General features: G+C 35.1%; 22 protein-coding genes and 2 pseudogenes. 18 read left to right on the top strand and 6 right to left on the bottom strand.

The genetic code is table 11. The annotated features are described in order from the left end of the window. Nucleotides 1–82: 82 nt before the first annotated feature. The 7 genes from E0W73_RS00490 (at nucleotide 83) to E0W73_RS00460 (ending at nucleotide 8,000) form a co-directional block, all read left to right on the top strand. A complete protein-coding gene (locus E0W73_RS00490) occupies nucleotides 83–1,147 on the top strand; it encodes an acyl-CoA reductase (RefSeq protein WP_135220127.1) in 1,065 nt (354 codons plus the stop codon). A gap of 93 nt (nucleotides 1,148–1,240) precedes the next feature. Continuing rightward, nucleotides 1,241–2,311: a 3-phosphoserine/phosphohydroxythreonine transaminase gene (gene serC / locus E0W73_RS00485; RefSeq protein ID WP_135220126.1), complete on the top strand. Its 1,071-nt coding sequence runs from the start codon at nucleotides 1,241–1,243 to the stop codon at nucleotides 2,309–2,311. 77 nt (nucleotides 2,312–2,388) lie between these two features. After that, nucleotides 2,389–3,339: a D-2-hydroxyacid dehydrogenase gene (locus E0W73_RS00480; protein ID WP_135220125.1), complete on the top strand. Its 951-nt coding sequence runs from the start codon at nucleotides 2,389–2,391 to the stop codon at nucleotides 3,337–3,339. A gap of 98 nt (nucleotides 3,340–3,437) precedes the next feature. Then, on the top strand, nucleotides 3,438–4,007 hold the full coding sequence (locus E0W73_RS00475; protein ID WP_135220124.1) for a hypothetical protein: 570 nt from the start codon (nucleotides 3,438–3,440) through the stop codon (nucleotides 4,005–4,007). Between the two features lie 145 nt (nucleotides 4,008–4,152). Then, entirely contained in the window at nucleotides 4,153–4,587 is a 435-nt protein-coding gene (locus tag E0W73_RS00470) for a DUF6146 family protein (RefSeq protein ID WP_135220123.1), read from the top strand. A gap of 33 nt (nucleotides 4,588–4,620) precedes the next feature. Then, a complete protein-coding gene (locus tag E0W73_RS00465; RefSeq protein ID WP_135220122.1) occupies nucleotides 4,621–4,923 on the top strand; it encodes a DUF6787 family protein in 303 nt (100 codons plus the stop codon). 302 nt (nucleotides 4,924–5,225) lie between these two features. After that, nucleotides 5,226–8,000: a T9SS type A sorting domain-containing protein gene (locus E0W73_RS00460; RefSeq protein WP_244248406.1), complete on the top strand. Its 2,775-nt coding sequence runs from the start codon at nucleotides 5,226–5,228 to the stop codon at nucleotides 7,998–8,000. A gap of 48 nt (nucleotides 8,001–8,048) precedes the next feature. On the opposite strand, the gene E0W73_RS00455 is transcribed toward E0W73_RS00460, so the two are convergent. After that, nucleotides 8,049–8,339: a hypothetical protein gene (locus E0W73_RS00455; RefSeq protein WP_135220121.1), complete on the bottom strand. Its 291-nt coding sequence runs from the start codon at nucleotides 8,337–8,339 to the stop codon at nucleotides 8,049–8,051. A gap of 11 nt (nucleotides 8,340–8,350) precedes the next feature. Further along, on the bottom strand, nucleotides 8,351–9,064 hold the full coding sequence (locus E0W73_RS00450) for a phosphodiester glycosidase family protein (RefSeq protein ID WP_135220120.1): 714 nt from the start codon (nucleotides 9,062–9,064) through the stop codon (nucleotides 8,351–8,353). Between the two features lie 165 nt (nucleotides 9,065–9,229). On the opposite strand from E0W73_RS00450, the pseudogene E0W73_RS21755 reads away from it, so the two are divergent. The 4 genes and pseudogenes from E0W73_RS21755 to E0W73_RS00435 all read left to right on the top strand — a co-directional run. Beyond that, nucleotides 9,230–9,454 (top strand): annotated as a pseudogene (locus E0W73_RS21755) (ATP-binding cassette domain-containing protein); the annotation flags it as partial. Nucleotides 9,455–9,655: 201 nt separating this feature from the next. After that, a pseudogene (locus E0W73_RS21750) lies at nucleotides 9,656–10,105 on the top strand (ABC transporter ATP-binding protein); the annotation flags it as partial. Nucleotides 10,106–10,147: 42 nt separating this feature from the next. Further along, the gene (locus E0W73_RS00440; protein ID WP_135220118.1) at nucleotides 10,148–10,912 is read left to right on the top strand and encodes a TIGR02757 family protein; all 765 of its coding nucleotides are present in this window, start codon (nucleotides 10,148–10,150) and stop codon (nucleotides 10,910–10,912) included. 101 nt (nucleotides 10,913–11,013) lie between these two features. Continuing rightward, nucleotides 11,014–12,360: a DEAD/DEAH box helicase gene (locus tag E0W73_RS00435; RefSeq protein WP_135220117.1), complete on the top strand. Its 1,347-nt coding sequence runs from the start codon at nucleotides 11,014–11,016 to the stop codon at nucleotides 12,358–12,360. Between the two features lie 154 nt (nucleotides 12,361–12,514). On the opposite strand, the gene E0W73_RS00430 is transcribed toward E0W73_RS00435, so the two are convergent. Further along, a complete protein-coding gene (locus tag E0W73_RS00430) occupies nucleotides 12,515–13,627 on the bottom strand; it encodes a lactonase family protein (RefSeq protein ID WP_135220116.1) in 1,113 nt (370 codons plus the stop codon). Nucleotides 13,628–13,879: 252 nt separating this feature from the next. On the opposite strand from E0W73_RS00430, the gene E0W73_RS00425 reads away from it, so the two are divergent. The 6 genes from E0W73_RS00425 (at nucleotide 13,880) to E0W73_RS00400 (ending at nucleotide 19,535) form a co-directional block, all read left to right on the top strand. Continuing rightward, on the top strand, nucleotides 13,880–15,808 hold the full coding sequence (locus tag E0W73_RS00425; protein ID WP_135220115.1) for a vWA domain-containing protein: 1,929 nt from the start codon (nucleotides 13,880–13,882) through the stop codon (nucleotides 15,806–15,808). Nucleotides 15,809–15,960: 152 nt separating this feature from the next. Then, entirely contained in the window at nucleotides 15,961–17,211 is a 1,251-nt protein-coding gene (locus tag E0W73_RS00420; protein ID WP_135220114.1) for a dihydroorotase, read from the top strand. A gap of 5 nt (nucleotides 17,212–17,216) precedes the next feature. Next, the gene (locus E0W73_RS00415) at nucleotides 17,217–17,543 is read left to right on the top strand and encodes a hypothetical protein (RefSeq protein ID WP_135220113.1); all 327 of its coding nucleotides are present in this window, start codon (nucleotides 17,217–17,219) and stop codon (nucleotides 17,541–17,543) included. A 58-nt stretch (nucleotides 17,544–17,601) separates the two neighbouring features. Further along, on the top strand, nucleotides 17,602–18,246 hold the full coding sequence (locus E0W73_RS00410; RefSeq protein ID WP_135220112.1) for an alpha/beta hydrolase: 645 nt from the start codon (nucleotides 17,602–17,604) through the stop codon (nucleotides 18,244–18,246). Nucleotides 18,247–18,281: 35 nt separating this feature from the next. Further along, nucleotides 18,282–18,872, top strand: a complete 591-nt coding sequence (locus E0W73_RS00405; RefSeq protein WP_135220111.1) for a hypothetical protein — start codon at nucleotides 18,282–18,284, stop codon at nucleotides 18,870–18,872. Between the two features lie 6 nt (nucleotides 18,873–18,878). Continuing rightward, nucleotides 18,879–19,535 (top strand): outer membrane beta-barrel protein, encoded by a 657-nt coding sequence (locus E0W73_RS00400; protein WP_135220110.1) that lies wholly within the window; start codon nucleotides 18,879–18,881, stop codon nucleotides 19,533–19,535. 101 nt (nucleotides 19,536–19,636) lie between these two features. On the opposite strand, the gene E0W73_RS00395 is transcribed toward E0W73_RS00400, so the two are convergent. Genes E0W73_RS00395 through E0W73_RS00385 form a run of 3 tightly spaced genes read right to left on the bottom strand, consistent with a single transcriptional unit; the run spans nucleotide 19,637 to nucleotide 21,399 of the window. Continuing rightward, complete coding sequence (locus E0W73_RS00395) at nucleotides 19,637–20,068, bottom strand: hypothetical protein (protein WP_244248405.1); 432 nt, start codon at nucleotides 20,066–20,068, stop codon at nucleotides 19,637–19,639. A 50-nt stretch (nucleotides 20,069–20,118) separates the two neighbouring features. After that, nucleotides 20,119–20,622, bottom strand: a complete 504-nt coding sequence (locus tag E0W73_RS00390; RefSeq protein ID WP_135220109.1) for a hypothetical protein — start codon at nucleotides 20,620–20,622, stop codon at nucleotides 20,119–20,121. Between the two features lie 12 nt (nucleotides 20,623–20,634). Then, nucleotides 20,635–21,399: an MBL fold metallo-hydrolase gene (locus tag E0W73_RS00385; RefSeq protein WP_135220108.1), complete on the bottom strand. Its 765-nt coding sequence runs from the start codon at nucleotides 21,397–21,399 to the stop codon at nucleotides 20,635–20,637. Between the two features lie 90 nt (nucleotides 21,400–21,489). Between E0W73_RS00385 and E0W73_RS00380 the strand changes: the two genes are divergently transcribed. After that, on the top strand, nucleotides 21,490–22,950 hold the full coding sequence (locus tag E0W73_RS00380; RefSeq protein WP_135220107.1) for a TonB-dependent receptor: 1,461 nt from the start codon (nucleotides 21,490–21,492) through the stop codon (nucleotides 22,948–22,950). The last annotated feature ends 94 nt before the right edge of the window (nucleotides 22,951–23,044 follow it).

The following is a 23,044-nucleotide window of genomic DNA, read 5'->3' as shown; positions in this document are numbered from 1 at the left end:
ATTTTAATCTGCTTTGCCTTATAACGTAATATAGCTTATTTTTGTGCAAAATTACAATCAAAACAATTCATAAGCAAACATTATGACATTAGAAACAAAAAAAAGTGTTTTTGTTGAATTAGGAAAATTTTTAAGTCAGTTTTCTGAAAGCGGATCCGAAAAAAAATCAGGCGTTTTGCATAACGATGTTTTTTTTGATGATTTCGAAAAACTGATTCATTTATCGCAATCTCATAATGGATGGTACACTCCTGCGCAGGTCTACTTTGCAGTGCAGTCTTGGGCAGAAGCCTTAACGGATGAAAACATTGCACAATGGATTTCAAAATACACTTTTAATGACAACGATCCAGAAAAAACAGTTGCTTTAATTTTGGCCGGAAATATTCCTCTTGTCGGATTTCACGATTTTCTATCTGTTTTGATTACGGGCAATAAAGCTTTAATCAAAACATCTTCAAATGACCAGCATTTATTGCCATTTTTAGCGAAATATATTATTGCTGTTAATGCCGAATTTGCAGACAGAATCACTTTTGTGGACGGAAAACTAGAAAATTTTGATGCCGTAATTGCAACAGGAAGCAATAATACATCTCGTTATTTTGAATACTATTTCAGAGACAAACCCTCGATTATTCGCAAAAACAGAAATTCGGCCGCAATTCTGACCGGAAAAGAAACCAATGAGGAACTTGAGGCTTTAGGAGAAGACATTTTCAGGTATTTTGGTTTAGGATGCCGAAATGTTTCTAAACTTTTTGTTCCGAAAGAGTATTCTTTTGATGATTTTTTCCAAGCCATTTTTAAATATCAGGACGTTATTCAATACGAAAAATACGCCAATAATTACGATTACAACAAAGCCGTTTTCTTAATGAGCAATTTCAAACTGATCGATAACGGTTTTCTGACCTTAAAAGAAGATTCCAGCTACGCCTCTCCTATTTCGAGCGTCTTTTACGAATATTACGAAAGCCTTGACGAGCTGCAAAAACGTCTTGCAGACGATTCAGAACAAATTCAATGCATCGTGAGTTCAAATTTGACTGCCAATAGCATTGCTTTTGGAGAAACTCAAAAACCGCAATTGTGGGATTACGCAGATAACGTTGATACTATAACGTTTTTGTTAACAACAAAGTAAAAAAATGTTTAATTATTTCGAATATTTTAACGCTTTTTCGTGTCTTATTAACGAAATTTGCGTCTTTAAAATTTTCGACTATTAACAACAACCATGAAAAAACACAACTACAGCGCAGGACCAAGTATTTTACCTCAGGAAGTTTTTGAGAAGGCATCACAAGCAGTATTAAATTTTAATAATTCAGGATTATCAATTCTTGAAATTTCGCACCGAAGCAAAGATTTCGTTGCTGTTATGGATGAAGCTCGTTCGTTGGCTTTAGAATTACTTGGACTTACAGGAAAAGGATACCAAGCTCTGTTTTTACAAGGCGGTGCTAGCACAGCATTCTTAATGGCTCCTTACAATCTAATGAAAGAAAACGGAAAAGCAGCTTACTTAGATTCGGGGACATGGGCAACTGCAGCTATAAAAGAAGCTAAATATTTCGGAGAAACTGTTGTAGTGGCTTCTTCAAAAGAAGAAAATTACAACCATATTCCAAAAGGTTACGCAATACCAAGCGACGCAGACTATTTTCACTGCACAAGCAACAATACAATTTTCGGAACTCAAATGAAAGAATTCCCAACAACAAATGTACCTGTTGTTTGCGATATGAGTTCTGATATTTTTTCACGTCAGTTAGATTTCTCCAAATTTGATTTAATCTACGCTGGAGCTCAAAAAAACATGGGACCAGCCGGAACTACTCTTGTAGTTGTCAAAGAAGAAATTCTTGAGAAAAACGGAAGAACAATCCCAAGTATGTTAGACTACGCCAAACATATTAAAGCAGAAAGCATGTACAATACGCCATCTGTTTTTGCTGTTTACGTTTCTCTTTTGACTTTACAATGGATCAAATCTAAAGGTGGAATCGCAGCTGTTGAAAAATTAAACAACGAAAAAGCAGCTTTACTTTACAATGAAATCGACAGAAACCCATTGTTTAAAGGAACTGCAGCTGTTGAAGACCGCTCTAACATGAACGTTACTTTCTTATTAAACAATCCAGACCACGCGGCAACTTTTGATGCTTTATGGAAAGAAGCTAATATTTCAGGCTTACCTGGTCACCGTTCTGTGGGCGGTTACAGAGCTTCTATCTACAACGCAATGCCAATTGAAAGCGTTCAGGTTTTGGTTGATGTAATGAAAGCCTTAGAAACTAAAGTCTAAAGGATATTTTATCAAAAAGAAAAAAAATAATCTAACTCCGTTTCTTTGACAGAAACAAAAAACAACATACACATACAATGAAAGTATTAGCAAATGACGGAATTTCTAAAAGCGGAATTGCTGCTTTAGAAAAAGGTGGATTTGAAGTAATAACTACAAAAGTTGCTCAAGAACAAGTAGCTAACTTTATTAATGAAAATAATGTAGACGTAATTTTAGTGCGCAGTGCAACTAAAGTTCGTAAAGACATCATTGATGCATGCCCTGGTATCAAAATCATCGGTCGCGGTGGTGTTGGCATGGACAATATCGATGTTGATTATGCTAAAAGCAAAGGAATTCATGTAATCAATACACCAGCTTCATCATCAGAATCTGTTGCTGAATTGGTATTTGGACACTTATTCAATGGTGTTCGTTTTTTACATGATTCTAATAGAAATATGCCTCTTGAAGGAGACACTAATTTTGACGGCCTTAAAAAAGCATATGCAAATGGTGTAGAACTAAGAGGAAAAACTCTTGGAATTGTAGGTATCGGACGTATTGGCCAGGCAACTGCAAAAATGGCTTTAGGCTTAGGCATGAAAGTTATTGCTGCTGATAGTTTTATTCCTGAAGTTGATGTAAAAGTTGAGTTTTTCGACGGACAGTCAATCACTACTAAAATCGTTTCTCAGTCTTTAGAATCTTTATTCAAAGAAGCTGATTTCATTACATTACATGTTCCAGCTCAAAATGGTTACATCATCGGAGAAAAAGAACTTGAAATCATGAAAGACGGTGTGGGAATCGTAAACTGTGCACGTGGAGGTGTTATTGACGAAGTAGCATTAGTAAAAGCTTTAGACTCAGGAAAAGTTGCTTTTGCAGGTTTAGACGTTTTTGAAAACGAACCAAAACCGGAAATGGCAATTTTAATGCATTCTAAAATCTCTTTAACGCCGCATATCGGAGCTGCAACAGGAGAAGCACAAGACAGAATTGGTACAGAACTAGCTTCACAAATTATCACCTTGTTGAGCTAACAATTAAAAAATAGATTAATTTTGAAGGGATTTACTGCTTTATAGTAAATCCCTTCTTTTTTTATTGATTCTGGAGTCTAATCTAAATTCTTATAACCATGTTTGAACAATTAACCCAATTAGTAAAGCAATACGGAAGCGATGCTGTTGTAAACAATAGCGCAGTTCCCAACGAACACAACGAAGCTGTAATAAGCGAAACGAGTTCTTCTATTTTTTCTGGACTACAAAAACTGGCTTCTGAAGGTGGCGGAGAACAACTTGCTAGTTTATTCAATGGCAATTCTCCTATAGACAAAGACAATCCTGTGGTAAAACAACTTACCGATCAATTAAGCGGCAATTTGAGCGAAAAATTCCGAATGAGCAGTTCAGATTCTTCAGGAGTTGCATCAGGTATGATTCCACAAATCTTAAGTTCATTGGTCAACAAAGCAAAAGATCCGAACGACAACAGTTTTCAAATTTCTGATATTATTGCAGCAATTTCCGGAAACAGCAATCAAGCATCGGGATTAATGGAGACGATTTCTAAATACGGAATGCAGTTTGGTCTTGACCAAAATAATGACGGAAAAGTAGATGTTGCAGATGTATTGGTTGTAACCAAAAGCAAAGGCGGTATTTCTGGATTTATTGGTAGACTTTTTGGCAAATCTAGCTCGTAAAATTGATGACATTCTATATTATTGTAAACCTCCATGAGAGGCTTTTTGTTTTTTTCATAGCAATTTAAGACTCAACTCTTTAATTCTAAAAACTTTGCTACCATGAACCTTTGCCCCTTTGCAACTTTTTCACTAACTTTAAGTCATGAAAAAGATTGTCTTCATATTAATTATTATTTTGACCGTAATTGCCTGCTCAACGGCATCAAAAAATATTGCGGATAATTCACAACCCAGAAAAGCAAAAAGTGGCGATACTGTCAGAATAGCAAACGACTCATTAGAATACGAAGTAATCATAATAGATAACGGGTTCAATACTTGGCTTGCTTCACGAGCGTTGCCGAGAAACTATTATACACTTGCTTATCTCGAAAACAAAAATTACCAATACGTAACCGAATGGAACAACAGAGTCCTGCAACCCCATCGTTACAACCCCAACCTTTATGAAATGACAATTGACTACAGACCTGAGATTCATTATGGGTATGAAGTAAATTACCTTATTTACAATTATATGATTTATTTTCAAAATACTTTCAAACAAAAGCTCGCAGGATATGTGCCGCAACAATAATGTTATTATATTTGTAATCGTTATAAATAACTAATGAACAAATTAAAACAACGCTGGGGCATCACCTCAAATCTGCAGGCTATTATCATACTTATTGTTTTTGCCATCACCGGATCGGCATCTGCATGGCTCTCTAGACCTTTTTGTGACTGGCTTGGAATTCACAAAGAAGATTTTGGCAGTTGGTTTACCTTAATTCGTTTGCTCATTATACTACCAATTTATCAGGTTCTTCTGGTTGCAATAGGCACTATTTTTGGTCAATTCCGCTTTTTTTGGAATTTCGAAAAGAAAATGCTCAAAAGAATGGGACTTGGATTTTTATTTAAGGATTAATCCTAAAAGTTCCTTTATCACATTTCCTTAATTTCTGTGTCATATTCCACTTAGATAATATGAAATTCGCTTAATATTTAGAAAGCAAATGAATTTTACACAAAAAATTAAGATTAAAAAAATCAATACCATTTTTTAAACAAACATTAAATACGAAAAATGCATTAAAAACAGGATGGTGCAGGATGGTTGTTTTGTAAGTTTTATCAATCTTTACAGCAAAAGGAATCAGAAACATTAATTGATTTACAATTAGCTAATGCTGATTTTTTACTCTACTTACTAACCAAACCACCACTAAAATGCTGAAAAATTACTTAAAGACCAAAGTAATGATGACAGCCTTATGTCTCATTATTCCATTACTTTCAACGTTTGCCCAAAATCCGATTGTTAAAATTGACTTTGATCAGTCAGGAAGGCCAAAAGCCGAAGTAAACGAACCTGATTATACTGCTTGGGTTATCGGCTCGGGTGACACTAGCACTTATGTAGAAAACGGAATAACTTTTACTGTTACCAGAAAAGGCGCAAACGGCGATGCTTTAGGAACCAACTGGTACAAAGCAGGCATACAAGCACCCTATTACGCCAGATTAGTCTGCGACGGAATAACAGTAAAAGGAAACAATGCAAACCTAGGCGCCATAATAGAACTAAGGATTAAAGGTTTGGCTGCAGGTCAGCATTCGTTTTTAGGATTTTTTAATAACGTAGATAGCCCTACTGCGGGAACGTATAGTCCGATTGACATTTCTGTTGACGGAACTCTGGTAATTGACAATTTAATACCAACCATCAGAGCAACCAAAACCGCCGATGCTCGATCTGCTTATTTAAAATTTCAAGCTGTTGCAGATACTGATGTCGTACTTTTGTTTGCCGCAGAAACCTCAGGCACAGAAACAATAAAGAACTTTATCCTAAATGGTTTCGAATTAAACACTCCTAATATTGCATATCAGGCAACCAATCCGAATCCTAAACACAATAACGAACATGTTGAACTCAATTCTGGCAGCAGATTATTAGAATGGACAGCGGCCTCAAATGCAGTTTCGCATAACATCTATTTCGGTACAGATCCCACAGCGGTCGGCAACGCAACCACTTCTTCAGCTGAATTTAAAGGGAACAAACCTTTGGCCAATACTTCTTATCAGTTAAACGGATTATATACGGGCGAAACCTACTATTGGCGTATTGATGAAGTTTTGAATAATGGCGAGGTCGAAAAAGGCACCTTATGGAAATTTCGTCCCGCACAACTCGCATTTCCTGATGCAGAAGGCTACGGCCGTTTTGCTCGAGGAGGACGAGGCGGAAAAGTTGTCGCTGTAACCAATTTGAACGACAGCGGGCCGGGAAGTTTTCGCGAAGCAGTCACCAATGATATCGGTCCGAGAACAATTGTTTTTAATACTTCTGGAATTATTCAATTAAATTCACGTTTGGTGCTAAGCCAGCCATATGTAACGGTTGCAGGACAAACCGCACCTGGAAAAGGAATTACGATACGTGCCGCTCCGTTTGGCGTGACAGGAAATGACGCAGTGGTGCAACATATAAGAGTGAGGCTGGGCGCCGGAGCAACTTTTGACGGTATGGGACTAACAGGTGCAGACCACAGTATTATTGATCACTGCTCCATCAGCTGGACTATTGACGAATCTTTCAGTTCCAGATCTGGTAAAAATATAACATTACAACGAACACTAATTTCGGAAGCTTTAAATGCTGCCAATCATCAAAATTATCCTGCGGGAACAGAACATGGTTACGCCGCTACGATTGGAGGCGATATCGGAAGTTTTCATCATAATCTTTTGGCACACTGCTATGGGCGTAACTGGAGCTTAGGAGGAGGATTAGACGGAAACGGCGCCTACACTGGAAGAATGGATATCACCAATAATGTAGTGTACAATTGGGGAGGCAGAACGACCGACGGCGGAACCAAAGAAGTTAACTTCGTTAATAACTATTACAAACCGGGAGCGGGTTCTAGAATATTTGTTGCGTTCAACCAGCAGAATGAGGGAGTTGGTACGGGTATGCAGCAATGCTATTTCAGCGGAAATGTAATGCCTGGCTATTTTGATGAAACCAATCAGACCATCGGAAGAAAAGCTTCTGGAAACACGGTTTCTTATCAAAACTTTGTCAATACTCCTTTTTTCCCGTCTTATGTCACAACACAAACTGCAAAAAATGCTTATAAAATGGTATTGTCAGATGTGGGATGCACGCAACCAGAATTTGATACTCACGATCAGCGAATTGTGAATGAAACCTTAAACGGAACCTATTCTGCAGTTGGAAGCGTAACCGGAAAACCTGGATTTCCTGACAACGAAGCCGATGTGGGTGGTTTTGAGGATTATCCTGTTATTGTTCGCGATGCCAATTGGGACAGCGATCAGGACGGACTACCGAATTGGTGGGAAACCATTATCGGCACTAATTTAAATTCTGCTATTGGAGATTTCTCAGACTCAAATGCTGACAACGATAATGATGGTTATACTAATCTTGATAATTACCTACAGTGGATGTCATTACCGCATTACGAATCGGCTGACGGAAACAAGATCGACATCAATATCCAGAAACTATCAAAAGGTTTTACCACTGGTGTTTCATATGCACTTTCGAATGTGATAAACGGAAATGCCGTCTTAAACTCAGATATTGTTTCGTTTACGCCTGCCGCTAACGGATTATGTTCATTTGAATTTACTGTAACAGATTCTGAGGGAGCTTCAATGAAAAGAAAAGTAAACATTGTTAGTGGCCAGTCATTGCTAAAAACAGAAGAATTTAAGGAACCTCAAAATTCTTTTAAAGTATGGCCAATGCCTAGCAACGGTTCATTTTCTGTCTTTGCCGACAACGAAGATTTTGATACTGCCGACCTTAAAATCTATGATATTTCTGGAAAAGAAATTTTGAAACAAAAAATCAAAACAAAAACCCAGGAAAATATTCAGTTACACTCAAAAGGAGTTTTCTTAATTAAAGTCATCAATCCTCAAACCAAAAAATCGGAGTATGTGAAGAAGATAATTATCCAGTAAATTTGCCCCAACAAATTTCGAAAGGCGGTGCATTTTTGAACCGCCTTTTTATTTCTTTTGAAAAAAATAAGTGTAAATCCACGTCAGTGTAAACGACGGTATAATATCTGTTATAGGAAGGATTTCTTCAATGAAGGTCAAAATACTAGCTGCCTTTCCCACTCTTCCTTTATACATTCTTGTCATTATAAAAGCAGCGATTGGAGCCCATATTATGTCTGCAAAATCCCCAAAAATAGTGATGGCAGAAGTAGCCATTCCGATTCCGTCCAAAATTAACCCTATGATTAATTTTGACATTTTATCATCATCTTCAACAATTGTTTCTTCTGTTTTCATCGTTTGATTTTTTATCGTTTTCTTGTTACTGCAAATAGCACACCAAAATTTCCATCGGTCTCTTCCCAGTTTTGAGAAGGCACATATGCTCTCGAAACAAATCCATCAAGATACAAGGCATTTTTACAGCCTAATTCTTTAAAATAACTGGCAAAATCATAAAAATTTATTTCCTTTTTAGACAAAACAAAAACTACTTTTCCATCTGGCAGAATTCCGACTCCGTTTCGAATATTCACATTCGAAGAACCTTCCTTAAATTCGGGATGAATTTTTCCGTCAATTACCAACATTGGACCCGATTGTGTCGCATATTCTACTTTTCCATCATTCGCAAAGTCTTCCGTTTTGCATATTTTAGGGACATTACTTGTCGTTAAGTAAAATACGCCATTCGGTTTCAAATAAAAATTACCCGCAGCACTAGAGGTATCCAGAGATGTCAAAGTCTTTCTCTTTTCGATGTAAAGCCCTTGCGGAGCGCTTTTTTTATTATACATTCCCGCATTCATAGCAAAATCCAAAGTCAGATTTTTGCTTTCCAGCCAAACTTTCAAATTCTGAATACTTGCAAAATTCTTTCCTTTCTCATTTTTCCAATACATTTTTAAATCCTGTTTTTTAGGATTAACTGTGTAAACCACAAAAGCATTTTTATCATATTTTGCTGCGTTGGTAAAAAGCAACAAAACAGCGATTAGAAACAGTGCGATTTTGAATTTCATCTGAAAAAAATTTCTATAAATTTAGAATAAAAATGGATTGCTAAATTACATGTTACCATCTTAAAATTTCATATTAACAAGCTTTTGCCTTATTCTTAAAATTCTGCTGCAAGCCGTTTTTAAATCCGCATAATCTTTGTTTCTTTGTAAAAACAGTTTCAAGAAATGATACAGGCAAAAAACATACATAAATTCTACGACAAGCTTGAGGTCTTAAAGGGAGTCGACTTACATATCAAAAAAGGAGAAATTGTTTCTATTGTAGGCGCTTCAGGTGCCGGAAAAACAACATTATTGCATATTTTGGGAACTTTGGACAAACCTGAAAGCAATGCGTCATCTTCATTACTTATCAATGGCGAAAATGTATTAAAATTGCAAGATGTCGAAATTGACAATTCTAAAGAGGAAAGAAATTTTAAAATCGTAAGCTGGACAGTTTCTGTTTACCTTATCGTGTTGCTTGTCTTTATCGTGTTTTTTAAAATCAAATTTCAAGAAGTAATTCGAGGAATCAGCATTTTTCCTTTGGTTTTGCCTCTTATCTTAGCTTTGGTTTACATACTGCGTTATTTTAAAAAGAAAAGCAATCAGGACAAAATTCTATCCAATTTTAGAAACCTGCATCTCGGATTCATTTTTCAGTTTCACCAGTTGCTACCCGAATTCACAGCGCTGGAAAATGTCTGCATACCTGCTTTTGCTGCCAATAAGCCAAAGGCAGAAACCGAAGCAGAAGCAAAAAGATTATTGAAATACCTGGGATTAGGACATCGAATCAATCATAAACCAAGTGAACTTTCAGGTGGAGAACAACAGCGTGTTGCCGTGGCGAGGGCTTTGATCAACAAGCCAGATGTTATTTTTGCCGACGAACCCTCTGGAAATCTTGACACTCATTCTGCAGAAAATTTGCATCAATTATTCTTTAAATTGCGAGATGAATTCGGTCAGACATTCGTAATCGTAACTCATAACGAAGAATTAGCCAATATGGCTGATAGAAAACTTGTTATGGTTGATGGCCAAATCAGTAATTAGTAGCTAGATTATACTATCTCCTGTATTTCCGATAAATAAAACATGAATCAAAAGGAACTCAAAGAATTTCTTGACGAAAAAGTCATTCAATATAATAATCAGGATTTTATAGAAAGTGATCCTGTGCAGATTCCGCATCTTTTTACTCAAAAAGAAGATATTGAAATTGCCGGTTTTTTAAGCGCGTCGATTGCTTGGGGAAATCGTAAAATGATCATTAAGAATTCGCATAAAATGATGGAATTAATGGGCAATACGCCGTATGATTTTGTCATGTCGCATTCTGATGAAGATTTGGCAAGACTGGAAACATTTGTCCACAGAACTTTCAACGGACATGATTTTGCAGGTTTTATAAAAGGCTTGCAGCACATTTACAAAAACCATAACGGACTTGAAGCTGTATTTGCTAAAAATCAAGAAAAAGACAGTTTGCAGAAAAGCATCAGTGAATTCAAAAAGATATTTTTCGAAATCGATCATTTGACCAGAACTCAAAAACACATTTCAGATCCGCTAAACAATTCCGCAGCAAAAAGAATCAACATGTACCTGCGTTGGATGGTACGTCAAGACGCAAAAGGAGTCGATTTGGGAATCTGGAAAACTATTTCGCCTGCTGTTTTATCTTGTCCGTTGGATGTACATTCTGGCAATGTAGCCCGTAAACTGGGAATTTTAGAACGAAAACAAAATGATGCAAAAGCATTAAACGAATTAGATAAAAAACTTCGTGAAATGGATGCTTCAGATCCTGTAAAATATGATTTTGCTTTGTTTGGGCTAGGGGTTTTTGAAGGGTTTTAGATTTGAAAATCAAACAATTATACAATTAATTCATGAGATGATTCGAAAATTCTGGTTATCTAACCATCATTTTAACGTACATTTGCAAAAAAATTACGCAAATGAGCACTTTCGAAAAATTCAATCTTCCAAAATCATTACAAAAAGCAGTTGACGAATTAGGATTTGTTACGCCTACTCCTATTCAAGAAAAATCTTTTTCTGTAATCATGTCTGGACGTGATATGATGGGAATTGCGCAAACGGGAACCGGTAAAACATTTGCTTATTTATTACCTCTTTTAAAGCTTTATAAATTTACACATACTAATACGCCAAAAATCGTAATTCTGGTTCCAACACGCGAATTAGTAGTTCAAGTTGTAGAAGAAGTCGAAAAACTGACCAAATACATGTCGGTTAAAACACTGGGAATTTATGGTGGTGTAAACATCAATACACAAAAAAAAGCGGTTTACGAAGGTGTGGATATTTTGGTAGGAACTCCTGGTCGTGTAATGGATTTAGCGCTTGACGCTGTGGTTCGTTTTGATGAAACTCAAAAACTAGTTATAGACGAGTTTGACGAAATGCTGAATTTAGGTTTCAGACCCCAGCTTACTTCTATTTTTGCAATGATGAAGACCAAACGTCAAAACATTTTGTTCTCTGCAACAATGACAGATGAAGTTGATGATCTTTTAAATGATTATTTTGATTTTCCTGAAGAAGTTACATTGGCTCCATCAGGAACACCGCTAGAAAAAATTACGCAGCTTACATATAACGTTCCGAATTTCAATACAAAAGTGAATCTTCTGAAACATTTATTGGAAAACGACGAAAGCATGAGCCGTATTTTGGTTTTTGTAAACAACAAAAAGATTTCAGATATGCTTTTCAATCGTATTGATGATCTTTTTGAAGGGCAATTTGGTGTTATTCACTCCAACAAATCTCAAAATTATCGTTTGAGCACGATGGCTGAATTTCAGGAAGGAAATCTTCGCGGCTTGATTACAACCGACGTAATGGCAAGAGGTTTGGATATTTCCAATATTACGCATGTAATCAACTTTGAATTTCCAGACGAACCAGAATTGTACATGCACAGAATTGGTCGTACAGGTCGTGCGGACGCAACGGGAACTGCCATCAGTTTTGTTTCTCCAAGAGAAGAGGAATACAAAATAGAAACAGAACTACTAATGGATCAGGAACTTGAAATTGCTGATTTTCCAGAAGAAGTTGAAATCTCAGACAAATTAATCGAACCTGAAAAAGACAAATTGCCAAGAAAGTTTTTAATGAAAAAACCAAAACTGGAAGGTGAAGGCGCTTTTCACGAAAAATCTAAAAAGAACCAGAAAGTCAACCTGGGTGGTCCTTCAAAAACGAAAAAGAAAACTCATGGTTCTGTAAATAGAAATATGCTGAAGACCAGAAATGAGAAGAAGAAGAAAAAATAACTTTTTTTTTAGGTTCTGAGGTTCTGAGGTTCTGAGGTTCTGAGGTTCCTTATCTCACTTAAAAAAAGTGTAAAGATTCATTTTGAATCTTTACACTTTTTTTAACTTAGAAGCTTAGTATCTTAGCACCTTAGAACCTTAGCAACTACACCAGCTATATTTTCGTAAACAAAAGCCCGACTGGAGAGCACAATTCAATCTTTTTACCGGTATCGGTTAGTTTTCCGGTAATTTTATCTCTTTTGAAAATAATTACGTCGTTTGTGTATTGATGTCCGACCACAAGAAAATTCCCGGTTGGGTCGATGGCGAAATCTCTAGGGCCTTTTCCTAAAGTGCTTACCTGTTCTACTTTTTCGAGATTTCCCGCTTTTCCGATTTTAAAAACCGAAATCATATTAACATCTCCACGATCAGAGGCGTATAAGAAGTTTCCATCAGGCGAAATTTTAATCGCGGCAGCACTGGTTGCTCCTTTAAAACCTTCTGGCAATATACTAACTTCTGAAATTTCTTTTAAGCTACCGCTTTTATCGTAGGCAAAAGTCGTAAGTGTTGCGTCTAACTCCTGAATCAAATAAACATATTTTCCGTCTTTGCTGAAAGTAAGATGTCTTGGTCCGCTTCCAGATTTTACTTGCACGCTTTCTTTTAAAGTCAAAATTTCATTTTTAGAATTCGGATTGTATTTATAAATAAAAATTTTGTCCTCTCCTAAATCATTCACCAACACAAATTTCTTATCGGGTGTAAAGAGTACCATATGAACATGGGCTTTTTCCTGACGAGCGGCATTAGGACCTTTTCCTTCATGTTGTATTAACTGCTGGACTGTAGTAATGCTGCCATTGGCTTTTTTCTTAAAAACAGCAATGCTACCTCCTGAATAATTGGCTACGATTACATTTTTATCATCATTAATAAGATGGCAAGGGTCGGCGCCAAGGGACTCATTCGTATTTAAAAAATTAAGTTTTCCCGATTTAGAATCGTAGCCAAATGCGCTTATTGCACTCTTGGTTCCGTTTTCATTGACAGCATAAATAAATTTATTATCTGCTGAAACCGACAAATAACTCGGGCTGATAATATTTTGTGTTGAATTTTTCTGTTTAAACGAACCTGAATCGGCATTAAACTCGTAAACGTAAATTCCGTTGCTTTGACAGGTATTGGTGTACGTTCCTATCAGCAAATTAAACTTCTGCTGCCCTTGGAGATTCATGCAGGCTAAAGCTGTAAAAAACAGCGTATTTAATTTCTTCATAATTTTTTGTTTTTTGAATCAGCTAAAATACACATTAAAACATTTTCATCGTTACAACTCAAAATAGAAAAGTTACATTTTAAAAATATTGGTTATTAACTTAATAGATTGTTTTTATAGAACACGGTTTGCCGCACAACTCAATACCTGTATTACTTATGTGATAAAACAATTACACATTCAATTAAAATTTGTATTTTTGACGAGCATCTTCGCGAAAAACAAAACGTAACGAAGTAAATCAAAGCCGGAATGCATTTTAAACACCCTGAGATTTTATACTTTCTGTTTTTATTGATTGTACCAATTTTGGTTCATTTATTTCAATTAAGACGTTTTAAAACTTCCTATTTTACCAATGTTCGCTTTTTAAAAGAGCTAGCCATCCAGACTAGAAAAAGTTCAAAAATTAAAAAACGACTTTTACTGGCCACACGTTTATTGTTGCTTACAGTGGTAATTATTGCTTTTGCACAGCCTTTTTTTGAAGCCAAGGACAGTAAAAATGCCTCAAACGAAATGTATATTGTATTAGACAATTCTTTCAGCATGCAGGCAAAAGGCAAAAAAGGAGAATTACTGAAACGCGCTGTTCAGGAATTACTAGAAAATACTCCTGAAAATATGCAGTTTTCACTTTTAACCAATACCGAAAACTTTTGGAATACCGATATTAAATCTGTCAAAAGCGCTCTTCAAAACCTGAAATACAGCGCTACACCTTTTGAACTTTCGTCGATTGCCGCTAAAATCAAAGCTCATAAATCGGCTCATAAAAAGGATATCGTAATTATTAGTGATGCCATCGGATTAAAAGAAAACGACATTAAAAACATTGATTTTGATGAAAGTCCGTATTTTATAGTTCCCGAAGCCGAACAAAAAAACAATATTTCTATCGACAGTGTTTATATTGTTCAGACCTTAGAAAATTTTTACGAAATCGGTATTGATTTATCGGCGTATGGCGAAGATTTCAAACCCGTTTCGACTGCTTTATACAATCAGAACAAACTAATTGCCAAGACGATTATTAATTTTGATTCGAAGAAAAAGAAAATAAACTTCACTATTCCAAAAGAAGCATTTCACGGTTATGCCGCCATTGAAGATAATGGGCTGACATACGATAACAAATTGTTTTTCAGCATTTCTAAAAACAAAAAAACAAATGTAATCAGCATTGGTGAACCTGAAAAAAGTAGCTTCTTATCAAGAATTTATACTCCTTCTGAATTTAATTACCACAATTATCCAATTGGCGCACTGGATTACAATAGCTTAGAAAAACAAAACACCATTATTTTAAACGAGCTAATTGAAATTCCGCAAGCATTGCAGACCACTTTAAAAGCATTTATTTCTAAAGGTGGGAATCTGGCGGTTATTCCTTCAGAGAAAAGTTCGATTTCAAACCTAAATACTTTTTTAGGGAATTTTGGGAAAATTCAGTTTAAAAACTTAGAAACGAATCCAAAACAGATTACAAAAATCAACTTTGATCATCCTTTGTTTTCGGGAGTTTTTGAAAATAAGATTAGCAATTTCCAATATCCCAAAACAAATTCATCATTTGCTGTCGCTAGTCCGTATCCGGCAGTTTTATCTTATGAAGACCAAAGCGCTTTTGTAACTTCTATCCAAAATCCGGTTTCGGGAATTACCCTATTTACAGCACCAATTAATACGGCGAATTCAAATTTTCAGCAGTCACCACTAATTGTGCCACTGTTTTATAAAATTGGACAAAGCAATCAGAAAACCGGAGTAAATGCCCTAACAATAGGAAACAACGTTCCTTATTTTGCCGATGTTTTATTGACAAAAGATGCTATTTTAGAAGTAAAAGGAACCGAAGATTCTTTCATTCCGATTCAGCAGATTATGAATAATAAAGTCAAACTAACCTTTAATGATTTTCCAGAAACGGCAGGAAATTATGGGATTTTTGACAAAAAAGAAGTGGTAGAAAATGTCAGCTTCAATTACAAAAGAACCGAGAGTGATTTAAGCCAAGCCAACACAAAAATAATTTCAGATTTTAAAACAGCCGATACGATTTCGACCATATTTAATACGCTGCAAACTGAGCGCACAGACAGCCAAATTTGGAAATGGTTTGTTATCTTTGCACTGTTATTTTTAGCATTAGAAATGGCGATTATAAAATTTGTAAAATGATTTTTTTTACCATTAAGACATTAAGACTAGTAAGCTTTATTTTATGAACTTACATTTTGATGTTTTAGAGAATTAAGTTTCTTTATTAACTTAATTTCTTAATCGCAGTAAATAAAAACATTTAATGTTTTAATAAAATAAATATTCAAAATATGAAAATAATCATCAAGAGCGCCAAAATTATCGACTCGAAAAGTCCGTTTCACAATCAGACTGTTGATCTTTTAATTGCAGATGGTTTAATAGAAAAAATAGGAATTTCTCTTCCAAACGACGATGCTGAAGTAGTGCGATTCGACGACCTTCATGTTTCTCAAGGTTGGTTTGATAGTAGTGTTTCTCTTGGAGAGCCAGGTTACGAAGATAGAGAAACCATAGCAAACGGACTGAATGTTGCCGCAAAAAGCGGTTTTACAGCTATTGCGTTACAACCAAATTCATTACCTATCATTGACAATCAATCTCAGGTAAATTTCGTAAAAAATAAAGCAAATGGTTTTGCTACAGAAATTTTCCCGATTGGAGCTTTAACAAAAGCTAGCGAAGGAAAAGATATGGCAGAGCTTTTTGACATGAAAAATTCTGGAGCGATTGCTTTTGGAGATTATAACAAAAGCATTGACAACGCCAATATTTTGAAAATTGCTTTGCAATATGTTCAGGATTTTGATGGATTGGTGATTGCTTATTCGCAAGACCCGAACATCAAAGGAAATGGCGTGGCAAATGAAGGAATTGTATCTACTAGATTAGGCTTAAAAGGAATTCCGAATCTCGCCGAAGAATTGCAAATCTCGAGAAACTTGTTTTTATTAGAATATACAGGCGGAAAACTTCATATTCCGACTATTTCTACCGCAAAATCAGTTGAATTGATTAGGGAAGCCAAAGCTAAAGGCTTGCACGTTACTTGCAGTGCATCGGTACATCATTTGGTTCTAACAGATGAAAAACTGGATGGTTTTGATACTCGTTTTAAAGTTACGCCTCCGTTGCGAACTGAAGTTGACAGACAGGCTCTTTTAAACGGAGTTGCTGACGGAACTATCGACACCATTACTTCAGACCATAACCCGATAGATATCGAATTCAAGAAAATGGAATTTGACACTGCCAAAAATGGAACAATTGGATTAGAAAGCGCTTTTGGAGCTCTATTGACCGTTCTACCGCTAGAAACTGTTGTTGCAAAACTAATTTCAGGAAGAACTATTTTTGGTCTTGAAAGCCATACAATCGAAGAAGGTGCAAAAGCAAATTTGACACTTTTTACACCAGAGCATAAATCAACTTTTACAAAAGAAAACATCCTTTCAAAATCTAAAAATTCAGCTTTTTTAGGAACAGAAATTAAAGGTTCTGTATATGGAATTTTCAACCAAAATCAACTTGTTACAAAATAATAAAAATGAACAATACAGTCGAAGAAGGAAAATCAATTGCAATTACCAGCTATATTCTAATCATTGGCGTATTGATTGCCATGAGCATGAACTCTGAGGATAAAAATAGTTTTGCCTCTTTTCATATTCGTCAGGCCGCAGGATTATCCCTTACTTTTATTTCGTTAGCGTTAATTGTGAGTCCATTTGACAGCTTTTATATTACTTTTCCAATGTGGATTTGTATGTCTGTACTTTGGGCTTACGGAATTTTCAGTGCCATTCAGGGCCAAACCAGGCCAATGCCATTAGTTGGCGGATTGTATCAAAAATGGCTAAAATCTGTTGGATAAACGAACTTAAACTCCAAAACTGAACACCAAAAAAAACTGAACACTGAACACTAAAAAAATGAATCTCTCTTTAGAATATAAAATAAAAGAACCAAAAGTAATTTTAGATAAAAATCCATTATTGCTTTTATTGCACGGATACGGAAGCAATGAAGCCGATTTATTCTCATTCGCTTCAGAACTTCCTGACCATTACTACATTATTTCTGCTAGAGCTCCTTACGATTTGCAATACGGAGCATATGCTTGGTACGCAATCAACTTTGACGCAGACCAGAATAAATTTTCAGACAACGAACAAGCCAAAACTTCGAGAGATTTAATTGCTTCTTTTATTGATGAATTAATTGCTAATTATCCAATTGATGCCAATAATGTTACTTTAATCGGATTCAGTCAAGGAGCTATTTTAAGCTATGCAACAGCACTTTCTTATCCTGAAAAAATTCAGCGAGTGGTGGCAATGAGCGGTTATTTCAATGAAGAAATCATCAAAGAAGGCTTTGAAAATAATGATTTTAAAAACCTAAAAATATTCGCTTCCCACGGAACTGTAGATCAAGTCATTCCGATTGAATGGGCAAGGAAAACTCCAGCAATTTTAGAAAAATTAAACATCCCTGTCACTTATAAAGAATATCCTGTAGGACATGGTGTTGCTCCGCAGAATTTCTTTGATTTTAAGAATTGGTTGAATAATTAACCTTTTAACATTTTTCCAACTTACATATCGAATTTATGAAACTATTAATTTCTTCTTTTTTACTTTTATGTACATCATTTTGTTTTTCTCAAACTTATTATGGCCAAATAGTTACCAACCAAAATGATACCTTAAGCGTCCAGATTTTAATCAAAGGAAATATGATTTTTAAAAATAATAAAATTTTATCTCTTCAAGAAAAAATCACTGTTATAAAAGATGGCACTTCAAAAGAGTACTTTCCAAAAGATTTAAAATCTTTTAAAATTAAGATGGAGAATAAAAAAGTTGTTACATACGACAATATTAATGATAGCATTTTTGGGGAAAGATGGTATTCTAATAAAGTAAAACTATATTACACTTTAATAAAAGTAGAAACTAGACAAAGTCCATATTTTGCAATAAATCGTGTTTTCGTAATAAAAAAACCAAATGCGGAAAAATTAACATATTTGATTCCAAATGGGCTAAGCAGACTTATAACCCAGAAAGAAATGTTAGAAAAATTTTCAGATTGTAAAACATTACATGATAAGATAGCTGCTGATGAAATCAAAATTACAAACGAAGAAAAGTTGATTAATTTTATTATTGACTACGAAAAAACTTGCTTTACTAATTAATTCCATATGAATAAAAAATTACTCCTACTATTTTTCTTTATAATACAATCTGCATTCTCCCAACAATTTGAATTTGGCGTAAATTTAAGTTATGGTTTTACTAATATCGCAAACTCTAGAATAAGCGAAGGTAGAGCTGTCATAGGCGATGCACTTTGGAATATAAATGAAGGAATTTCTGTTTTGTACTACTTTAGCGACCCTAAGGCATCTGCCGCAAATGGAATTCATTTTGAATTTACCAATAGTAAAAGAGGGTCAAAAAGCGAAACAACTAATGGAGAATATAGTTTTAAAGCAAAATCTCTAAATTTAAATTATAGAAGGTCTGGTACTTTAGGTAATAATTTCAGGATTTATGCAGATATGGGATTTGGTTATAATTTTATCGACAATGTCAATATTTATAAGGGAAATATCGATGAGCTGACAGCTTTTGAAAAAGTAAATCAAAATTTAACAATAAAAAATAATGAGATAACTTTTGTTTTTGCTTTGGGTGCTGATAAAGTTATTTTAAAAGATAAATTTGTTGTATTTTTTGAAGTCAACGGTGATGCTGGTATAACAAAAATTAATGAAAATTCAGGATCATACAGAACTCAATCTTTTGGACTTTCAACTGGAATAAGATATATAGTAAAAACAACGAAAACTTACTAAATATACTATTCTTACAGGAGTATTGTAAAAGAATAAGATTTAAAAATTAAACCTTTAAATCTTTTTCTTTATTTTTATTATTTTTATTTTTCAAATTACTTTTATTCTCCAGTATAAACTATCTTTCCACCTTTTTTCAGAACATAACCTTTCCAAGGAATTAATTGCCAATCACCATTAACCCAAGAATCACCTTCAGATTTTCTTTCCAGAATGATGGATTCTTTTTGAGTATCTAAGAAAAGTTCTGCTTTATCTCCGTCAAAAATCACATAGGAAACAGTAGTATATGTTTTTCCATCTTGAGCATGATTGAGTCTCGTGCTATTTTCAAAAACTCTAATACACTCTTTTCTCAAAACCGACCAAGTATATCCAGCAGAAGCTTTACAGCCGTGAGAATCAGAATCTCCTCCGACAACCATTTCTTCCTTGGGCTCTTTTGGAACACTATTTTCTTTTCTTTCCTGCGAAAATTTTTTCGCACAAGAAAATGTACTGGCAATAATCAAAAACAAAAACATCTTTTTCATAATCCTAATAGTTTTAAATTGAGCAAAAAAAAATAGGATTTAAAAAAATCCTATTTTTGATATAACCAAGTTTGATTTACTTCAAAGGTAATATTATCGTCGTTATCAACAAAGTATTTTAACAAGACTTCTCCCCAAAGTTCACCATTACTATAATCTGCAATAATCCATCTGTGGTTCAGAATTTTTACTTTATTGATGATAAATTTGTTTGGTCCAATCTGATCTTGTCCTGTATAAGGATTTCCTTTTGGATTTGAATTTAAGTCTAATAATTTTTCAGTTACGACCGGAATCAGTTTTTCATATAAAATTACTTTTCCTCCAGAAGCACTGTTGTCAAAATAGTTCTGCGCATTTTCGTTATGCTCTAAAGAGAAATAATCGGCTTCGGATAATTTTACTTTTACCAGATTGATACTGTCTCTTAACTTTTTGGTGGTTTTTTCGTATCTGTTCTGCTCAAATTTCACTTCCTGACTGTAAAACATATAAGTAAAAAGATTCATTAATACAGCCAAAATCAGAAGATAAAGCATTAGGGATTTTTTCATTTTTGTGTATAATTAAATTGTAATTTCTAAATTATCATAGGCCAAGAAAACATTTTCGGGAAGCTGTTTCTGCACTTCTTCATGAAATCCTAGTACATGGCTGATATGTGTCAAATAAGCTTTTTGAGGTTTTACTAGTTCAATAAAATCCAATGCCTCCTGAAGGTTAAAATGAGTGTCGTGCGGTTCTACGCGCAATGCATTTACAACCAACACTTTAAGATTCTTGAGCTTATCAACTTCGGTCAAATCGATGGTCTTGACATCTGTCAGATACGCAAAATCATCAATTCTGTAACCAAAAACCTGTAAATCGCCATGCATTGCATTAATTGGAACAGCAAGTTTATCACCGATCTCAAAAGGCTTGTTATTACGGACTTCTATCGTTTTAACACTTGGAGCGCCAGGATATTTATTTACGGTTTCAAATACATAGTCAAAGCGTTTTCGTAAATTATCCAAGACACGTTTGTGGCCGTAAATCGGAATTTCGCCTTGTCTGAAATTAAAAGGACGGATGTCGTCTAAACCGGCAGTATGGTCAGAATGTTCGTGAGTAAACAGAATCGCATCGAGTTTTCTGCAACCGCAAGAAAGCATCTGCTGCCTGAAATCGGGGCCGCAGTCTATTACATACGAATGCTCGCCCCAGGTAATCCAAATGGATACACGGAGTCTTTTATCCTTAGCATCAGTACTATTACAAACAGGATGGTCAATTCCAATAATCGGAATGCCTTGAGAAGTGCCGGTCCCTAAAAAATAGATCTTCAATTGGAGTTAATTTTTTTACAAAAATAGGATTATTTCTCTTTCATTAGAAGCCTAATTTGCTAACTTTGTAACAAATCTATTTAAAATAAAATGGGTACAGAAATAAAACTCAAAGGTGACAGAGTCATCGAACAGATTCCTTCTATAAAAGACAAAGCGTTACGCATTAATTTAAACGAGAATATTTACGGAACATTTGCTGAAATTGGCGCTGGACAAGAGACAGTTAGACATTTTTTCAGATCCGGAGGTTCCTCAGGAACTATTGCAAAAGCGATGTCTGCCTATGACAAAGATTTTAGTGACGCGGTTTATGGAGTAGAAAGCGATGGAAGATATGTAACCGAAGAGCGATTAAAAAAAATGCTTACCCACGAAGGCCAGATCATCGAAGAGCGTCTGAGCAGAGAAAAACACCCTACGAAACTTTTCTTCAGTTACGCCAATACGGTAGCTACAATAGATTTTGCCAAACAATTTAAAGGACACGGCTGGGTCGGAATCCGCTACCAGATTGAGCCTGACGAAGCTTATAACGAAATTATCCTTCACATCCGTTTTAAGGAAACTGATGCAAGACTGCAACAAGAAACACTTGGAATCTTAGGAGTTAACCTAATTTACGGTGCTTTTTACAAATACAACGACCCAAAACGACTACTTCGTTATCTATATGATCATTTAGATAAAGATCAATTAGAAATCGATACCATTAACTTTTCGGGACCCCGTTTTGCCGATGTTGACAATCGTTTAATGAGTCTCCAACTCGTTAAAAACGGAATGACAGATGCGGTAATGTTTAATCCAGAAGGAAAAAACATTCTTCCCGCTGCGATTCTTTATAAAAAGAACCTTTTGGCATTGAGAGGAAGTTTCCGCCCAGTAACGAAAGTAAATATGGACATGTATGAGAAATCATTAAATATGTTCCTCAAAGAAAATAAGGTTGAAAAAAACAATACACTTGTAATTTTTGAAATCACGCTTTCAAATTTACGTTCGGATGGCGAAATTGATGAACGTGACTTTATGGACAGAGCAGAATTACTTTGTTCGCTTGGACAGACCGTAATGATTTCGAATTTCCAAGAGTATTATAAAGTTGTTGAATACTTTGCCAATTATACTAAAGCCCGCATGGGATTGGCAATGGGAGTAAACAACCTGGTTGACATATTTGACGAAAAGTACTACCGCCATCTAAGCGGAGGAATTCTTGAGGCATTCGGAAAATTATTCTACAGAGACATGAAGGTTTTCTTATATCCAATGCTTGACGAAGACGGTGTATTAATGAATTCAAACAACTTAAAAGTTCATCCAAGAATGAAAGAATTATACAAATTCTTTAAGTTTAATGGAAAAGTTGTCGACATTGAAGATTATGATCCGAATATTTTAACCGTTTTCTCTCGCGAAGTTTTAAAAATGATCAATCAAGGAAAATCTGGCTGGGAACCAATGTTGCCATCGGGTGTTTCAGAACTTATAAAAGAACATCATCTTTTTGGATATCATCCGCAAAAGGAGTTAGAACAAAATGCATAGTAAAAAAAGTCCCTAAAGAAAGGGACTTTTTTTTGCTAAAAGTTCTTTGTTTCAGGTTTCTACGGAAATTAAAATTTAACCGCAAAAGAACGCC

The organism is Flavobacterium foetidum (genome assembly GCF_004634245.1).
Classification (GTDB): domain Bacteria; phylum Bacteroidota; class Bacteroidia; order Flavobacteriales; family Flavobacteriaceae; genus Flavobacterium; species Flavobacterium foetidum.
This window is presented reverse-complemented; position numbering and strand designations above follow the sequence as displayed.

What these genes read in the sequence shown, in the direction of transcription:
- E0W73_RS00420 (WP_135220114.1), top strand. Translation starts at nt 15,961, where the DNA reads ATGAAAATAATCATCAAGAGCGCCAAAATTATCGACTCGAAAAGTCCG.
- E0W73_RS00390 (WP_135220109.1), bottom strand. Translation starts at nt 20,622, where the DNA reads ATGAAAAAATCCCTAATGCTTTATCTTCTGATTTTGGCTGTATTAATG.
- E0W73_RS00460 (WP_244248406.1), top strand. Translation starts at nt 5,226, where the DNA reads ATGCTGAAAAATTACTTAAAGACCAAAGTAATGATGACAGCCTTATGT.
- E0W73_RS00470 (WP_135220123.1), top strand. Translation starts at nt 4,153, where the DNA reads ATGAAAAAGATTGTCTTCATATTAATTATTATTTTGACCGTAATTGCC.
- E0W73_RS00475 (WP_135220124.1), top strand. Translation starts at nt 3,438, where the DNA reads ATGTTTGAACAATTAACCCAATTAGTAAAGCAATACGGAAGCGATGCT.
- E0W73_RS00435 (WP_135220117.1), top strand. Translation starts at nt 11,014, where the DNA reads ATGAGCACTTTCGAAAAATTCAATCTTCCAAAATCATTACAAAAAGCA.
- E0W73_RS00480 (WP_135220125.1), top strand. Translation starts at nt 2,389, where the DNA reads ATGAAAGTATTAGCAAATGACGGAATTTCTAAAAGCGGAATTGCTGCT.
- E0W73_RS00425 (WP_135220115.1), top strand. Translation starts at nt 13,880, where the DNA reads ATGCATTTTAAACACCCTGAGATTTTATACTTTCTGTTTTTATTGATT.
- E0W73_RS00455 (WP_135220121.1), bottom strand. Translation starts at nt 8,339, where the DNA reads ATGAAAACAGAAGAAACAATTGTTGAAGATGATGATAAAATGTCAAAA.
- E0W73_RS00400 (WP_135220110.1), top strand. Translation starts at nt 18,879, where the DNA reads ATGAATAAAAAATTACTCCTACTATTTTTCTTTATAATACAATCTGCA.
- serC (WP_135220126.1), top strand. Translation starts at nt 1,241, where the DNA reads ATGAAAAAACACAACTACAGCGCAGGACCAAGTATTTTACCTCAGGAA.
- E0W73_RS00465 (WP_135220122.1), top strand. Translation starts at nt 4,621, where the DNA reads ATGAACAAATTAAAACAACGCTGGGGCATCACCTCAAATCTGCAGGCT.
- E0W73_RS00440 (WP_135220118.1), top strand. Translation starts at nt 10,148, where the DNA reads ATGAATCAAAAGGAACTCAAAGAATTTCTTGACGAAAAAGTCATTCAA.
- E0W73_RS00395 (WP_244248405.1), bottom strand. Translation starts at nt 20,068, where the DNA reads ATGAAAAAGATGTTTTTGTTTTTGATTATTGCCAGTACATTTTCTTGT.
- E0W73_RS00490 (WP_135220127.1), top strand. Translation starts at nt 83, where the DNA reads ATGACATTAGAAACAAAAAAAAGTGTTTTTGTTGAATTAGGAAAATTT.
- E0W73_RS00415 (WP_135220113.1), top strand. Translation starts at nt 17,217, where the DNA reads ATGAACAATACAGTCGAAGAAGGAAAATCAATTGCAATTACCAGCTAT.
- E0W73_RS00430 (WP_135220116.1), bottom strand. Translation starts at nt 13,627, where the DNA reads ATGAAGAAATTAAATACGCTGTTTTTTACAGCTTTAGCCTGCATGAAT.
- E0W73_RS00450 (WP_135220120.1), bottom strand. Translation starts at nt 9,064, where the DNA reads ATGAAATTCAAAATCGCACTGTTTCTAATCGCTGTTTTGTTGCTTTTT.
- E0W73_RS00380 (WP_135220107.1), top strand. Translation starts at nt 21,490, where the DNA reads ATGGGTACAGAAATAAAACTCAAAGGTGACAGAGTCATCGAACAGATT.
- E0W73_RS00410 (WP_135220112.1), top strand. Translation starts at nt 17,602, where the DNA reads ATGAATCTCTCTTTAGAATATAAAATAAAAGAACCAAAAGTAATTTTA.
- E0W73_RS00405 (WP_135220111.1), top strand. Translation starts at nt 18,282, where the DNA reads ATGAAACTATTAATTTCTTCTTTTTTACTTTTATGTACATCATTTTGT.